We start from the raw sequence: 14,331 nt of genomic DNA on the forward strand, positions 1-14,331 counted from the left end.
TCAGCCTCCACTGACCGGCGGAATAAACGCCACCTGATCCCCCGATTTCAGGACGCGTTCCGGCCCGGCGTACTCCCCATTGATCGCCACCATGCAGCGGTCCAAGAGATCGGCGATATGACCGAATTGATCCCCGACCCGATCCCGGAGATCCCGGACTGCGACTCCTTCGGGGAGTTCGATCACGGTCTCCCGCTCGTTCATTCGATCTGCCAGCTCCGCAAACCATAACACGTTCACCCGCACGATGCTCACGCTCCTTCCCACCGGTTCGCCCATTGTCATTGTACTCCCCCGCGACGCAAAGACCAACGGGATGTGTCGTAAAATCGACAGTTTCCACCCTCCGGAACGGTTGTCAGCCGGGATTTTTGGGTATATCCTAAACATAAGCCTATGAGTGGCGATGGCCCGGGAGGTGAACGCCATGCTGTCAAACATCGGTTTTCCCGGTTTGATTCTGATACTCATCATTGCCTTGGTGGTTTTCGGTCCGAGCAAACTCCCGGAGATCGGCAGGGCCGTAGGACGAGGGCTGCGGGAATTCAAAGATTCGGTGCGGGATGTGACCAGTACTGACGACAAACAGGAGACACCTACTGTACAGCAAGCACAGACATCAAAAGACCGCGAGGTTTAATCCTTCGCGGCCTTTTTTTGTTCAACTCCGCCCTGTTGCATCAACCACTGCGCCGCCGGGGCCAAGCAGGGGCAGCCAGGCTCTGGGCGACAGAGGGATCCGGCGTCCACCCTGGATCTTGGTAAACTGCCCTCACGGTGGTGTAGATTCCCCCCCGGACATTGAACTCACCGATAACCTCCAACCAACGCGGCTGGGCCGCCGCAACAAAATCCTTCAGAATCCGGTTGGTCACGTCTTCGTGAAAATGCCCTTCATCGCGAAAACTCCAGAGGTACAGTTTTAAAGATTTCAGCTCGACGATCGACGGCCCCGGAATATAGCGAAAATAGATCACGGCAAAATCGGGTTGTCCGGTTTTCGGACACAGGGCTGTAAACTCCGGACACTCGATCCGGACTTCATAGTCCCGATCCGGGTGCGGGTTCGGTACGACTTCCAGTTCTTTCGACGGTGTTGTCGACAACGTTCTTCCCCTTCCCGTTTGGTCTCAGGAAAACTGTGGAGGGCGAGAGGGAGGCCAATGGTGTGGGTCTGACCTAAATTCCTCTAAAATCCTTCGCTGATCCTCGGTGACAAATCCACGCTCCGTGGCCAGCTCAATCAACGTGGAGTAATCGGTCAACGCAAACCACGGCACCCCGGCCCGGGCAAAGGCTTCCTTGGCTTCACGAAACTCATAGGTAACCACCGCCGCCACCCCCATGGGAACATAACCGACCTCCCGAAGGGCAGACACGGTACTGAGTGCGCTGCCTCCAGTGGAAATCAAATCTTCCACCACCACCGTTTTGGACCCCGCAGCAAGGCGTCCTTCAACCCGGTTGACGGTACCGTGTCCCTTCGCTTTATCCCGGACGTATACCATGGGGAGACGAAGGCGATCGGCCACCCAGGCTGCATGGGGGATCCCCGCCGTGGCCGTGCCGGCCACTCCCTGCGCCTCCGGCCAGCGCCGGCGAATTTCTTCCACCATGGCGTCGGCAACAGCCTCCCGCACCCGGGGATACGAGATGATCAGACGGTTATCGCAATAAATCGGCGAGCGGATCCCCGATGTCCAGACAAAAGGCTCCTCCGGGCGCAAGAATACAGCACCGATATCCAACAGATGCCCGGCGATCAACCGAGCCACCGATTCCACGCCCATCGTCAAACCCACCCGCGCAGTTGTACCGCTTCCGCCAACCGCCGAATCCCGACCATGTAGGCCGCCAACCGGGTATCAACCTGATGACTTTTCGCCATGCCCAACACTTTATGTACGGCTGCCACCATCATCTGGGCCAACCGCCGGTTCACTTCCTCCTCGGTCCAATAAAACCCCTGGTTGTTCTGCACCCATTCAAAATACGAAACAGTTACCCCCCCGGCATTGGCCAAGATATCAGGAATCACGAGAATCCCTCGCCGGTCGAGAATGCGGGTCGCTTCCAGAGTCGTCGGGCCGTTCGCCGCTTCCACCACGATCCGGGCCCGAATCTGGTCGGCATTGTCTTCCCGGATCTGATTTTCAATCGCCGCGGGAATCAAGATATCGCATTCCTTTGTCAGCAATTCCTCGTTCGGGATGCGTTCATTCTTGAATAAGTTCGTCACCATGCCGAAAGAATCCCGGCGATCGAGCAAATGGGGAATATCGAGGCCGTCGGGCTTATACAGCGCGCCCCCGGCGTCACTGATCCCCACCACCTTTGCCCCTTCTGCGTGCAAGATCTCTGCGACATGGCTACCCACATTCCCGAATCCTTGGACGATCACCCGGGATCCAGCAAGTTCCATCCCGAGAGTCTTCGCCGCTTCCCGGGTTGCGATGACCACACCGAGAGCCGTGGCTTTCTCCCGCCCCCTCGAACCCCCGAGTACGATCGGTTTACCGCTGATAAAGGATGGAGAATCATATTCCCGGATCCGGCTGTATTCGTCGTACATCCAAGCCATCACTTGGGCATTGGTGTACACATCCGGCGCCGGGATGTCCTTCGCGGGCCCGACAATCTGGCTCACCGCCCGGACATATCCCCGGGATAAACGTTCCAGTTCTCCCAAGGACATGGTCCGTGGATCACACACGATGCCACCTTTTCCCCCGCCGAAAGGCAGTTCAAAAATGCCTGCTTTCAGGGACATCCATAATGCCAGGGCCTTCACTTCCTCCTCGGTCACATCGGGGTGAAAGCGAATTCCCCCCTTGGTCGGGCCAACCGCATCATTATGTTGAACACGGTAACCGGTGAACACTTTCACTGAACCGTCATCCATGCGAACCGGGATGCGGACGGTTAAAACCCGCAGGGGTTCCCGAAGCAGCTCGTATGTGGCATCTGAATATCCGAGTTTCTTTAACGCTTGTTGAATGACCTCCTGAGTCGCCTCAAACAAACTGCGCGACACAGAGGGCATGCTGGCGCCTTGAATCAGTCGTTTTTGGGCCTTCACGATGTCCCCTCCCCACGCCGCTCTCCTCTTGATGCGAGAGGCCGCCCCTCTCGTTTCCCATTATAATCGAAAAAAGCGAAAGGACGCGAGAGAGCGCCGGGGGCGGGGGTCAAAAGCGCCCCCTCCGCAGCTCCAACCCATCCCCTGTAATGGACCATTCTACCGGATCGCCGGGTTCAATTCCGAGGGCCTTCATCACCGGCTCAGGCAGATGCACCGCCCCCTCCTCGTCCACGCCCAGAATCCACCCTTCCAGCTCTTCACGAGGTTCATTTTTCATCGTTCTCACCGCCCGCGCGTTCAAATGGTCGTCCATCGTCATTTATATCCTCGGGGTTTGTTCCTCATACAAGTTTGGTCTGAGCCGCGCGGGTTGGAAACCCGCCCAGGTGGCATGATATAGATACGCGACCCCACTACGGCCTGCCCGAGCGGGGCGAGTCGTCGGAGAAGGGGGAATCGGGATTCGCCTTCGCACTTTGTCGCAACTCCGGGCGGGGGCAAAGAAGACCCTCTTGTTTCCAATCCCTTTGCCAACGAAACGGGCGAACCGGACAGTCGGGATGCGTGAACCAATGAATGGGACAGTCGTAGCGGTCAATACAAGACATCGGCCTCAACCTCCTCGCAGGTTCCTCGTCATGAGATCCTTAGGACAATTTGATGTCATCGTATAGCGGCGCAGAAAATTGTACACAATATATTCAAATTCATTTTGTCGATTTGTGTTATAATACTGTATGAAATCGTTGGCGCGAAGTCTTCAAGACTTTCGATAGATCGGGCTTGTATCTCCCCCGACACTTCGCCGAAAAGAAAATGAGATTTTATAAAGGAGTGGATCACAGTGGGTAGCATGTTGGAAAAGGTTCATCGAATGAACGTGCTGTTGCAGAAATCGGCAGCCGAGTCCATTGATTTTAAAGAGATGTCGGAACTCCTGAGTGAAACCTTGCGGGCCAACGTCTACGTGGTCAGCAAAAGCGGCAAGATTCTGGGTTACGGCATGGCCGAGTACGCCCTGACTGCGGAATGGGAACGCATCATGAATGTCGACGGGCGGTTCCCCGGCGCATTCAACGACACATTGCTCAGCTTCAGCGAAACGGCGGTCAACCTTCAGAACAAAGAGAAGCTATATGTGTTTTCCGAAGAAGAAAACGAGACGTTCCGTCAGAAGAACATCATGATCGTTCCGGTGGTCGGCGGGGGAGAACGCCTGGGAACGATGTTGCTTGCCCGACTGGATCGAAAGTTTACCGACGAAGACATTATCTTGGCGGAATACGCCGCAACCATCGTGGCCATGGAGATTCTTCGCGCGAAACAGATTCAGCGGCAGGAGGAAGCCCGCAAGCGCATGATGGCGCAACTCGCTTTCGATAACCTGTCGTATTCCGAAGTGCAGGCGGTCATGTCGATCATGAACGCGCTCAAGGGCGACGACGGCGTGATCGTAGCCAGCCGAGTGGCCGACGAAGGCGGGATCACCCGCTCCGTAGTGGTCAACGCCGTGCGCAAACTTCAAAGCGCCGGTTTGGTGGACAGTCGGTCCCTCGGGATGAAGGGGACCTATCTGCGCATCCTCAATCCCTTTTTGCGGGACGTGCTGAGAAAAGCTGTGGTCTGAACCGACCCGCAAAAAACTCCATCTCTATCCTATGAGCGGGGCGCCGGGATCATCCCAGCGTCCCGCCTATTTAAAGCCGGAAACCCCGCAGCAGACCGGTGCGCCGAGGCTTGACATGCGCAGGGACAGCCCGCCGATCCTGCCCGCGGGGAGATCAAGAACCTCGACTCACCCGGAAAACCACATAGTCCCCATCCCCCACCTGGGTTCCTGGAGAAGGCATTTGGTCGATGACCGTGCCTTTTGGCCGATCCGAGGATACGATTTCATACCGATAGTGGATGCCGAGGGTAAGCAATTGAGATTGCGCCTGATCCAACGTGAGACCGGTAAGATCCGGCACCGTTTTGGCACCCGGACCAGGTGTGGCCCCGGGAGACGCCGATCCACCTGGCGTTGTCGTCCCAGTCGAACCGGAGGTGGACGCGCCCGACCCTTGTGTTGAATTGCCGGACTCCGGACTGGAGGCCGGTCCTGCCGCCGCTGAGCCGGGAGAGTTCGGGGGGACCGCCACCTGAAGATGAACCACCCGGTCGGGTTTGACAGCTTTTCCGGCATACGGGTCTTGACCGATCACCGTCCCGGGAGGCTGGGTGCTGGCCTGGGGCTCTTTCACCACCTTCGAAGGATCAAGCCCGGCCTGGACCAGGGCTCCCAAGGCGTCATCGTAGGACTTCCCCACGACAAAAGGCATCGTCGCATCCCCCGGCCCCCGCATAAACACCGAGTAGGCCAGACTCGCTCCGCCCACAACGGCCAGGATGGCGACCATCAGCACCATGGCTGCCCGGGACCAGTGAAACCGGTGCATCCACCCGGCCACTCCCGGACGGGGCACCGCCCGGGCAGCGCCGGCAATACGAGTTTCGCCCCGGCCTGTGCCTCTTTTTGTCGAGAACGGTCTGCCCCGCCCAAACGCCATCGCCCGCACTTGAGCCCAGGGGTTGGGAGTGCCGCCGCTAGGGCGAATTCCCTTCCCGGCCGGGCGGTTTGAAGCTTCCCCGACACCGGCTTTTTTCGGGGAAAACGTAGGGGCCGAAACCATCGCGGACGACGAGCCGTCGAGAAGCTCCGAAGGTGCTTCGCGAAAAACATCTTTAAGCCCGCGCACGCAGGTTTCGAGGTCGGAAAACTGCAAGGCCGGGTCCTGGGAGACTGCCCGCAACCACCAATGGCCAAAGGCCTGAATCCACAGTGGCGGGATTTGGCCATTTAAGCTTTCCTCAAGCACTTCCCACTGCAAAGGGGCATCCGGGTTTCCGGTCGCCAGCCGCACAGCCGTATGGGCCAGCTCCCGGGGGAGATAGTTGTTCCCCGCCCCCAGTCCGTAAAACACAACCCCTCCTTCCGGCCGAAGCCAAATCCAGCGGGGGTCCAGGGACACGCCCCGAAGGCCGGCCCGATTCCACTCTACAGCCGCCTCTCCGAGTTGCGCCAATCTCGACAACCACGTTTCGGTACTCCCCGACGCAGACTTCCACGCCCGCCAAAAGGGTTGTCCCGCCACGCGCCCGTACACCACGTACACCGTCCCGGCGTCTAGACCCACATCATAGATATCCGGCCGGGAAGGCCAACTCCCGCCTGCGGCCGCGCGAATATCCCGCAGCAGATTCTCCCGGTCTTCGTCGGGCATTCCGGGAAACACCGCCAGAGCCACCGGGCGGTGAAGCGAACGATCCCACCCCAGGTGCAATTGCCCTTTTTGCGTCGATCCGACCATCTCCTGAGATTCGTATCGCTCGCCCCAGACAAGATTCACCATGGGGTTCCCCCTCCCACTGATCATCCATCCCTATCCTACTGGTATTCGAAGGTCGAGGTTATTTTCGGGCCGTCCAGCCGCCGGTCACCCACCCACCTATTCCTTTTCTTCGACAAACGGTGAAAATCGTGATACACATAATAGTATAGTCCCAACCGGGCTCAAGGAGGGTGCGACCATTGCCAAAAACGCTGTTCGACAAAATTTGGGAACGCCACGTGGTGGACGCGGAACCGGGGAAACCGGCTCTCTTGTACATTGACCTGCACCTCGTCCACGAGGTGACATCCCCCCAGGCTTTTGAAGGACTCCGTCTCGCCGGGCGGCGGGTTCGACGGCCGGATTTGACTTTCGCTGTGGTGGATCACAACGTGCCGACCACCGATCGAAGCCTGCCCATCGCCGACCCCATCGCCGCCGAGCAGATCCGGACCCTCGAAAAGAATTGCCAGGAATTTGGCATTCGCCTGTGGAATCTGCACGATGCCGAGCAAGGCATCGTCCATGTAATCGGACCTGAACTCGGCTTGACGCTGCCCGGGAAGACGATCGTTTGCGGAGACAGCCACACTTCCACTCACGGGGCTTTCGGAGCCCTGGCCTTCGGAATCGGGACCAGCGAAGTGGAGCACGTCCTGGCCACAGGGTGTCTGCCCCAAAACAAACCCCGCACCACCGAGGTGCGGTTGGTGGGCCGCCGTCAGCGAGGGGTATCCGCCAAAGACGTTATCCTCGCCCTCATCGCCAAGTACGGCACCGATTTTGCCACCGGTACCGTGATCGAGTATCGGGGCGAGGCGATCCGAGACATGTCTATGGAAGAGCGAATGACGATATGCAACATGTCGATCGAAGCCGGCGCCCGGGCAGGACTGATCGCCCCGGATGAAACCACGTTCAATTATATCCGTGGCCGCCGATTCGCTCCCCGGGGTGAGGCGTGGGACGCCGCCCTGCGGGATTGGAGGGAATTGTACACGGACCCCGGAGCGTCCTTTGATCAATCGGTGGAGCTGGATGTCTCGTCCTTAGCCCCCCAAGTCACGTGGGGTACGAATCCCGGAATGGGAACGGACGTGACCGGGGTCGTTCCGAGCCCGGAAGACTTTGAAGATGAAAGCCGCCGCCGGGCGGTGGAGCGGGCCTTGGAGTACATGGATTTGAAACCGGGAACCCCCATCACATCCATCCAAATCGACCGGGTGTTTATCGGCTCGTGCACGAACAGCCGGATTGAGGATTTGCGGGCGGCCGCCCGGATCGTGAAGGGGCACAAAGTGGCCCCCCATGTGAAAGCCATGGTGGTCCCGGGCTCAGGCCTCGTCAAGCGGCAAGCGGAAAAGGAAGGTTTGGACGTCATTTTCAAAGAAGCGGGCTTTGAATGGCGAGAGGCGGGTTGCAGCATGTGCCTCGGCATGAATCCGGATATTTTACAGCCCGGAGAACGGTGCGCGTCCACGTCCAACCGGAATTTTGAAGGACGTCAAGGCCGAGGCGGCCGAACTCACCTGGTCGGTCCGGAGATGGCAGCGGCCGCGGCTGTGGCCGGCCATTTTGTCGATGTGCGGAATTGGTTATAATTCCAATCTGAAACCAAAAGGGAAGGCGGGAGAATATGGAGCCGTTTGTTCGCCATGAGGGCCTGGTCCTGCCCTTGGACCGGGTGAACGTGGACACCGACCAGATCATTCCCAAACAGTTTCTGAAACGCATCCAGAGGACGGGATTCGGTCAATTCCTGTTTTACGACTGGCGGTTCCGGGAGGATGGATCCCCGGACCCGGAGTTCATCCTCAATCAGCCGCAGTATCGGGAGGCGTCGATCCTTTTGGCCCGGGACAATTTTGGCTGCGGGTCTTCCCGGGAGCACGCCCCTTGGGCGCTGAAGGATTACGGGTTTCGGGTGATTATCGCCCCTTCCTTCGCCGATATTTTTTATAATAATTGCTTCAAAAATGGTCTGTTGCCGCTGGTTCTTCCCGGTGAGGCCGTGAACCACCTGTTTGACGAGGCGGGGCGGATGCCGGGCGGCTATCGGTTGACGGTGGATCTGGAATCCCAGGAGGTGCGGGACGACCGGGGGTGGCGGATGAGGTTCGAAATCGATCCCTTCCGGCGGGAATCGCTGCTCAAGGGGTTGGACGACATCGGTATGACTTTGGAGAAAGAGGATCGAATCGCCGGGTATGAGCGAGGGATGCCCGGGTATTTGATTCCGCGGGAAGCCTGACTGGCGGCACAAAAAGGCCCGGGGAGCCATTGCTCCCGGGTTTCGGCGCCCCGGCACCTCGTTTGTGCCCCAGCTTATTGGTAGGCGGGTTGTACCGGGCCCGCCTGCTGGCCGATCGGCTGGTAGGTGTGCAACAAAGTTTGGGCGGTCTTGTCCAGCAGGGTGGGCACTTGGTACCACCCTTTTTGATTCATGAACAAGAAGGTTTCGTACGCTTGTTGGGCACAGGTGACCGCTCCGTTCACCATCATCTGGCGCAAGTTGGGGTCGGCGCACTCCAGGGCGGCCTGCATATGATTGCGGGCGGAGTTTTTGTGGGCGGACAGCACCGCACCGGCAATCTGCTGATCATTGAAAGACGTCACCCCGGTCTGGGGAGATACCGGAGAGGGCTGACGAAGCCCGTAGGCGATTTGCTGGGGCTGCGCCAGGCGCATATCCGGCTGATGGGGTGTTGCCGCCTTATAGGTATGCGTATAGTTGACCATTTCATTGTAGGCCGCCACCGCCGATTGGATGTGGCGCTCGATCATTTGCCTCAGACTCTGATCCTGGCACTGACGGGCATAAAAAGAAAAATGTTCAATCTGCGACCGGGTTTCATTGAGGATTTCATGGGTCTCCATAGCTTCGTGGGCACCGTAGGGCATGTGGATTCCTCCTTGGCTGAGATCTTGTTCCTCCCGTAGCATGGCATGGAAAGGAAGCCTTTATGCACCCCATGTCGGACTCGCCCCCCGGTGCCCGAAACCGCCTGCCTCACCGCACCGCTTCCTCGGTCTCTTCGTCAAACAAGTGAATCTTTGACAGGTCCGGTGCCACCTTCAGCCGCTGCCCCGGCTCCGCTTTCAACGAAGGATCCACCCGCACCGTCAAAGCCTGATCCCCGTGGCTCACGTAAAGATAGGTTTCCGCACCGGTGGGCTCCACCACTTCCACGTTGACCTCAAATCCCGCATCGTCTTCGGAAGTGGCGGGATGCAAATGTTCCGGCCGAACCCCCAGAACCACCCGGGGGCCAACCCCCTTCCGTTTCACCGCATCCGCCAAGGGGCCGGGCAGGGCAATCCGGATGTCTCCGGCCATAAAAACAACGTGGCCGTCCTCTTCACCCCATCGACCGGATACCATATTCATCGCGGGTGAACCGATAAAGCCGGCCACAAACAAATTCGCTGGGGAGTGATAAATCTTCTCCGGCGAGTCCACCTGCTGGACCACGCCATCTTTCATCACGGCGATCCGGTCCCCCATGGTCATCGCTTCCGTTTGGTCGTGGGTCACGTAAATCGTCGTGGTCTCGAGACGGCGGTGCAGACGGCTGATCTCCGCCCGCATGTGAACCCGCAGCTTAGCGTCGAGATTGGAAAGCGGCTCGTCCATCAAAAAGACCTGGGGATTGCGGACAATGGCTCTTCCCAGTGCAACCCGCTGCCGCTGCCCCCCGGACAGGGCCTTGGGTTTCCGGTCCAGGAGGTGATCGATACCCAAGGTTTTCGCCGCTTCCCGAACCCGTTGATCGATCTCGGCTTTCGGAACCTTTCTCAATTTCAATCCGAAGGCCATGTTGTCAAAAACCGTCATGTGCGGGTACAGGGCATAATTCTGAAACACCATGGCAATATCCCGATCTTTCGGCGGCACGTCATTGACCAGGCGGTCCCCGATATACAGCTCGCCGGAGCTGACTTCCTCCAACCCCGCGACCATGCGCAGGGTAGTGGATTTCCCACAACCAGACGGCCCCACCAGCACCATGAACTCCCCATCGGGAATCTCTAAATTCAGCTCATGCACCACCACATGCTGACCGAAAGATTTGATAACATTTTTAAACGTCACACCCGCCACGCCTTCTCGCCCCTTCCCATCGATTTTCGCATCAGGATGAGCATACCGGGCGACCGGCGAGCCATCATCGTCCATCTTTCACGAAATTCTTCGGCATGATCAAAGAGGCGATTGGGCAACCTGCCCGAATCGATGGAGAACCAGCGCCGTGTACAATTGCAGAGCCCCGTCGAAACGCCGGGGATCCAGTCCCGTGCACTCTTGAATGCGGTCCAGTCGATACATCAAGGTGTTGCGATGGACGAACAGGGCTCTGGCAGCCTCACTGATGTTTAAGTGGTGTTCAACCATGGCCCGTACCGTTTCTTCTATAAAGGCGTATTGCTGCAACGCGTCCTTCAATACGCCCCGGCTATAGCGCAAGGCTTCGGTCCGGGGAAGAGCAGCCAGAAACCGCTCCCAGGCCAGGTCCTCATACCGGTAGACGCGCCGACCCGGGTGCAGGACCCGGCCCAGCCCCAGAGCTTCTTCGGCCTCCCGGCGCCGGAGCGGCCAATCGAGCCATCCCTCGGTGAGCCGTCCCACCCCCACCGAGAACGGGACCAAAAGTTCGGCTTCTAAGTTATCCACCCACTCCAACCACGGCTGAATGGCCCGCCCGCGCTGGTCTTTATCTTCGTTCCCGCGGCTGCCGATTTCCGTTTTTCGGGCCGCCCAGACCCTCGCTCCCTCCACCGCCGCCCAGGCGCCCCGCCGGCCATCCGCCATGGCCAGGACCACCTGGGACCAACCTTCCGGTGGAACGCCATGGCATTCGATGAGCCCGATTTCCCAACCCCGGCCTTCGGGATCATCCCCGCCTTGAAGCAGCGTTCTCACCCAATCGCCGGCTCCCCGAATCGGCAACCCTCGCGCCCCCCTTGTGAAATGTCATGCCGGAGGCCCCATCTGCAACAGGAGACTGTGAGTCCCCCAGGAGGCCACGGCCAGAAACGCCGCGAGTCCAAAATAGAGAACGCCATAACCGATCCGCGAGGAGACCGGGATCCAGATGTCGGGCTGATTGCGCATGCGCCAAAACTCCAAAAAGCCAAAGATCAGGATGAGAAACAAGATCAGATTCGGCCTCGTCACTGCGATCGCCGCCGCCACCGCCAGTCCTGCGCCCCACAACTTGCGATGAACCGCCCGGACCACCCTCCCGCCGTCCAGGGGATAGACAGGTAAAAGGTTGAACAAGTTGACGAAGAATCCCACGTAGGACAAAAAGAGCATCAAGATTGAACCCGTCCACCCATACCAAAGCCAGCAGATCGCCGCCCCCACGGTGCCCGCGATCGGCCCAGCGATCCCGACAAAAGCGTCCTCCCGGGGATCGGCGAATTGCGTACGCAGGCGGATAAATGCCCCCAAAAACGGAATGAAATAAGGGAGGGAAGCCTCGCCTCCCTTTATGCGGATCGCCACCACGTGACCCATCTCGTGCACAAACAGCAACAATACGAATCCAATCGCAAAAGGCCACCCCAGAAATACAGCGTAGGCAACGATGGTCAAGAGCATCGTTAAAACCGGCCCCTTGGCCAGAGCCAACAGTTTAACGAGCGCCCATAATTTCGCCCCGAATTTCCCAAGAATCAGAGCGATGGCCGCAAATATGCCGGCCGTTCGCCGTTTCATGAACAGACTCATCCTTTCCGCGGGCGCGAACCACCCACGCTACCAGTATACCATCCCCTTTCGTGTCACGGCAGTCTGCCCTCTTGAATCAACTTTCGCTGGCGATCGAGTAAGAAGCGGAGGAGGATGTCAAGATGCCGCTCGTCCACGTGCAAAAACGTGCAGGCAATCCGGCTTCTAGAAGCCAGCAGCGGCTCCACCCGCACCACCCTCGCTCGAACCGGCAGCTGCAAAGCGGGCAACTCCAGAGTCAGTTCCAACTCATCTCCTGGCTTGAGGTTCGCCTGGGCAATGAACAAGCAGCCGTTGCCACTGAGATTCACACATCGCCCCTTGTGATCGTCCCATGTTACGGGCACATCCACCGGGACCCGAAAATACTGCCGACGCCGCTCTCGCTCCCAGCGCTGGGGCATCTCCAACTCCAATAGCTCGGCTTTCCCGTGAACCCGGCCGGTGACCCGGGTCGTGGCCACATAACAGTCCCCCTTCCGGGGAAAAATTCGCACCCGGATCTCCGTCTGGTTCTTCAATCCAGCCACATTGGGCCACAGGACCCAAAATTTATTGTCCTGGATATCGTACACCACCGATTCGAACTGCACCGTCTCTTCGCCTGCCTGGTATTCCCCGTGAACTTTAAACCCTGGTTTGATCAAGAAAAATTCCTCCCGCAGTGCCCCCCTGGCTCGTTGATCCATCATTCTTTGATTGAACTATTCATCAACGAAGCCGGGAATTCCTCTCGGGCTTCGCCAAAAATTCCCCCATCAAAGCAAAAAGCCGAGCGCCTCGCCCGGCTTCCTGCCAACCGTTCGGTCTGATTTCGCACTGCCGGCCCCCAGAACGGGGCCGAACAGGCACTCGACAAAGTTAAACCTCCTCCGGCCCGGCGGGCGAATTCAAGCCACTAGCCGTTCCGGTTGCCCGAGAGCCTCACATACGGCGCTCAGAAATTGTGCCGCTGGACCGCCATCCACCGCCCGATGGTCGAAGGTCAGGCTCAGGGGCAGTCTTTGCCTCTGTACAATCCCCTGATCGCTCAAGACAAGATACGGCTCCGCCCGCCCCACACCAAGCAGACCCACCTCTGGCGGGTTGAGAATTGGTGTGAAGAACTGTACCCCGTAAGTCCCCAGATTGGACACCGTAAAGGTTCCCCCGGTCATCTCTTGGTGCGTTAATCTCCCGGCCCGGGCCTTTTCTGCCAGACGGGCGGCTTCCCGGTGAAGCTCCTCTAAAGTGAGCCGATCGGCGTCGACGATCACCGGCACCAGCAGTCCCTGGTCAGTGTCCACAGCAACCCCGAGATTGACCCGGGACTGGCGCGTCGGGCCGTCTTCTGTCCAGTGCGCGTTGATATCCGGGTGATCCCGAAGCGCCAGTACCACCGCTCTTAGCACCCAATCGTTGAGCGACGCCTCCGGCGCCCACCGCTTTCGCCACTCCATGAGCCGGGTGATGTCCGCCCAGGCCATCTCCGTCAATTGGGCGGAACCCTGGAGACTTTCCATCATCCTTCGGGCGATGGTCCGCCTCACCCCCCACCCCGGGCCCTGAGCCAGCCGGGACGAAGATGAGGCCGCCTCCCCAATTGCAACCTGACGCTCCTGCACCCCTTCGGCATCGGCCATCGTCGGCGCCCGATGGCCGGTATCCGGGGCCCCGTCCGGCACCTCTTCACGCCCCACCGCAGCGGCCCGGCGGACATCGTCTTCCGTGGGGCGGCCACCGGGCCCAGTTCCTGCAATGGCAGCCAAATCCACCCCCAGTTCCCGGGCCAATCGACGAACACGGGGCGAAGCGGGCACGAAGCGCGGCTCCGGCTTTTCCTGCACCTTCTCCGGGGGCACCGGCGCTTCGGCCATCCCCGAAAACGAAGGGGCCATACCGGTCTCGCCCGCCGATGCCGCCTCGTCGACCACTGCCAGCACTTCCCCCACGGCCACCGTCTCGCCCCGCTGTTTAAGAATCTTAGTCACCACCCCGTCCACCGGGGCGGTTACTTCACTCACGGCTTTCTCGGTCTGGACTTCCACCAGGACATCCCCGGCTTTGACAGAGGCTCCTTCTTGAACGTGCCAAAACACCACCACACTGTCGTATCCTTCCTCGCTGGTTTTCGGCATTCGTACTTCCATGTCTAGTCCTCCCAA

16 protein-coding genes are annotated in these 14,331 nt (G+C 59.1%); 4 read left to right on the forward strand and 12 right to left on the reverse strand.

Annotated features, from left to right (window positions below; translation table 11 throughout):
• On the reverse strand, positions 1-279 hold the full coding sequence (gene moaD, locus CVV65_RS16800) for a molybdopterin converting factor subunit 1 (protein WP_157935504.1): 279 nt from the start codon (positions 277-279) through the stop codon (positions 1-3).
• A gap of 148 nt (positions 280-427) precedes the next feature.
• Here moaD and CVV65_RS11840 point away from each other — a divergent pair, with 148 nt between their 5' ends.
• Positions 428-640, forward strand: coding sequence for a twin-arginine translocase TatA/TatE family subunit (locus tag CVV65_RS11840; protein WP_100669464.1), 213 nt, complete (start codon positions 428-430; stop codon positions 638-640).
• A 40-nt stretch (positions 641-680) separates the two neighbouring features.
• On the opposite strand, the gene queF is transcribed toward CVV65_RS11840, so the two are convergent.
• The 4 genes from queF to CVV65_RS11860 all read right to left on the reverse strand — a co-directional run bounded on the left by queF (position 681) and on the right by CVV65_RS11860 (position 3,395).
• Entirely contained in the window at positions 681-1,106 is a 426-nt protein-coding gene (gene queF / locus CVV65_RS11845) for a preQ(1) synthase (protein WP_100668301.1), read from the reverse strand.
• A gap of 24 nt (positions 1,107-1,130) precedes the next feature.
• Positions 1,131-1,790: an orotate phosphoribosyltransferase gene (pyrE, locus tag CVV65_RS11850; protein WP_100668302.1), complete on the reverse strand. Its 660-nt coding sequence runs from the start codon at positions 1,788-1,790 to the stop codon at positions 1,131-1,133.
• A 2-nt stretch (positions 1,791-1,792) separates the two neighbouring features.
• Positions 1,793-3,043: a Glu/Leu/Phe/Val family dehydrogenase gene (locus CVV65_RS11855; protein ID WP_100669466.1), complete on the reverse strand. Its 1,251-nt coding sequence runs from the start codon at positions 3,041-3,043 to the stop codon at positions 1,793-1,795.
• Between the two features lie 145 nt (positions 3,044-3,188).
• Positions 3,189-3,395, reverse strand: coding sequence for an AbrB/MazE/SpoVT family DNA-binding domain-containing protein (locus CVV65_RS11860; RefSeq protein ID WP_157935505.1), 207 nt, complete (start codon positions 3,393-3,395; stop codon positions 3,189-3,191).
• 540 nt (positions 3,396-3,935) lie between these two features.
• On the opposite strand from CVV65_RS11860, the gene codY reads away from it, so the two are divergent.
• Positions 3,936-4,709: a GTP-sensing pleiotropic transcriptional regulator CodY gene (gene codY / locus CVV65_RS11865; RefSeq protein ID WP_041305860.1), complete on the forward strand. Its 774-nt coding sequence runs from the start codon at positions 3,936-3,938 to the stop codon at positions 4,707-4,709.
• Between the two features lie 154 nt (positions 4,710-4,863).
• Here codY and CVV65_RS11870 read toward each other — a convergent pair whose 3' ends face one another.
• Positions 4,864-6,474 carry a PASTA domain-containing protein gene (locus CVV65_RS11870; protein WP_232796602.1) on the reverse strand — a complete coding sequence of 537 codons (1,611 nt, stop codon included), beginning with the start codon at positions 6,472-6,474 and terminating at the stop codon, positions 4,864-4,866.
• A 179-nt stretch (positions 6,475-6,653) separates the two neighbouring features.
• Between CVV65_RS11870 and leuC the strand changes: the two genes are divergently transcribed.
• Entirely contained in the window at positions 6,654-8,054 is a 1,401-nt protein-coding gene (gene leuC / locus CVV65_RS11875; RefSeq protein ID WP_100668306.1) for a 3-isopropylmalate dehydratase large subunit, read from the forward strand.
• A 35-nt stretch (positions 8,055-8,089) separates the two neighbouring features.
• Complete coding sequence (gene leuD, locus CVV65_RS11880; RefSeq protein ID WP_100668307.1) at positions 8,090-8,704, forward strand: 3-isopropylmalate dehydratase small subunit; 615 nt, start codon at positions 8,090-8,092, stop codon at positions 8,702-8,704.
• A gap of 74 nt (positions 8,705-8,778) precedes the next feature.
• On the opposite strand, the gene CVV65_RS11885 is transcribed toward leuD, so the two are convergent.
• The 6 genes from CVV65_RS11885 to CVV65_RS11910 all read right to left on the reverse strand — a co-directional run bounded on the left by CVV65_RS11885 (position 8,779) and on the right by CVV65_RS11910 (position 14,316).
• Positions 8,779-9,354: a spore coat protein gene (locus CVV65_RS11885; protein ID WP_100668308.1), complete on the reverse strand. Its 576-nt coding sequence runs from the start codon at positions 9,352-9,354 to the stop codon at positions 8,779-8,781.
• A 109-nt stretch (positions 9,355-9,463) separates the two neighbouring features.
• Complete coding sequence (locus CVV65_RS11890) at positions 9,464-10,555, reverse strand: ABC transporter ATP-binding protein (RefSeq protein ID WP_100669468.1); 1,092 nt, start codon at positions 10,553-10,555, stop codon at positions 9,464-9,466.
• Between the two features lie 99 nt (positions 10,556-10,654).
• The gene (locus CVV65_RS11895; RefSeq protein WP_100668309.1) at positions 10,655-11,401 is read right to left on the reverse strand and encodes a PucR family transcriptional regulator; all 747 of its coding nucleotides are present in this window, start codon (positions 11,399-11,401) and stop codon (positions 10,655-10,657) included.
• Positions 11,402-11,425: 24 nt separating this feature from the next.
• A complete protein-coding gene (locus CVV65_RS11900) occupies positions 11,426-12,175 on the reverse strand; it encodes a site-2 protease family protein (RefSeq protein WP_100668310.1) in 750 nt (249 codons plus the stop codon).
• A gap of 65 nt (positions 12,176-12,240) precedes the next feature.
• A complete protein-coding gene (locus CVV65_RS11905; RefSeq protein ID WP_198592014.1) occupies positions 12,241-12,834 on the reverse strand; it encodes a flagellar brake protein in 594 nt (197 codons plus the stop codon).
• Between the two features lie 243 nt (positions 12,835-13,077).
• Positions 13,078-14,316: a dihydrolipoamide acetyltransferase family protein gene (locus CVV65_RS11910; protein ID WP_100668312.1), complete on the reverse strand. Its 1,239-nt coding sequence runs from the start codon at positions 14,314-14,316 to the stop codon at positions 13,078-13,080.
• Positions 14,317-14,331 lie beyond the last annotated feature (15 nt).

Origin of the sequence: Kyrpidia spormannii, assembly GCF_002804065.1 — a bacterium.
GTDB classification, from domain to species: Bacteria; Bacillota; Bacilli; order Kyrpidiales; family Kyrpidiaceae; genus Kyrpidia; species Kyrpidia spormannii.

Bases quoted from the DNA above. Each gene is read 5' to 3' on its own strand.
- moaD (WP_157935504.1), bottom strand. From the start codon at position 279: ATGGGCGAACCGGTGGGAAGGAGCGTGAGCATCGTGCGGGTGAACGTG.
- CVV65_RS11840 (WP_100669464.1), top strand. From the start codon at position 428: ATGCTGTCAAACATCGGTTTTCCCGGTTTGATTCTGATACTCATCATT.
- leuD (WP_100668307.1), top strand. From the start codon at position 8,090: ATGGAGCCGTTTGTTCGCCATGAGGGCCTGGTCCTGCCCTTGGACCGG.
- pyrE (WP_100668302.1), bottom strand. From the start codon at position 1,790: ATGGGCGTGGAATCGGTGGCTCGGTTGATCGCCGGGCATCTGTTGGAT.
- codY (WP_041305860.1), top strand. From the start codon at position 3,936: ATGTTGGAAAAGGTTCATCGAATGAACGTGCTGTTGCAGAAATCGGCA.
- CVV65_RS11910 (WP_100668312.1), bottom strand. From the start codon at position 14,316: ATGGAAGTACGAATGCCGAAAACCAGCGAGGAAGGATACGACAGTGTG.
- CVV65_RS11870 (WP_232796602.1), bottom strand. From the start codon at position 6,474: ATGGTGAATCTTGTCTGGGGCGAGCGATACGAATCTCAGGAGATGGTC.
- CVV65_RS11855 (WP_100669466.1), bottom strand. From the start codon at position 3,043: ATGCCCTCTGTGTCGCGCAGTTTGTTTGAGGCGACTCAGGAGGTCATT.
- CVV65_RS11885 (WP_100668308.1), bottom strand. From the start codon at position 9,354: ATGCCCTACGGTGCCCACGAAGCTATGGAGACCCATGAAATCCTCAAT.
- CVV65_RS11900 (WP_100668310.1), bottom strand. From the start codon at position 12,175: ATGAAACGGCGAACGGCCGGCATATTTGCGGCCATCGCTCTGATTCTT.
- CVV65_RS11860 (WP_157935505.1), bottom strand. From the start codon at position 3,395: ATGGACGACCATTTGAACGCGCGGGCGGTGAGAACGATGAAAAATGAA.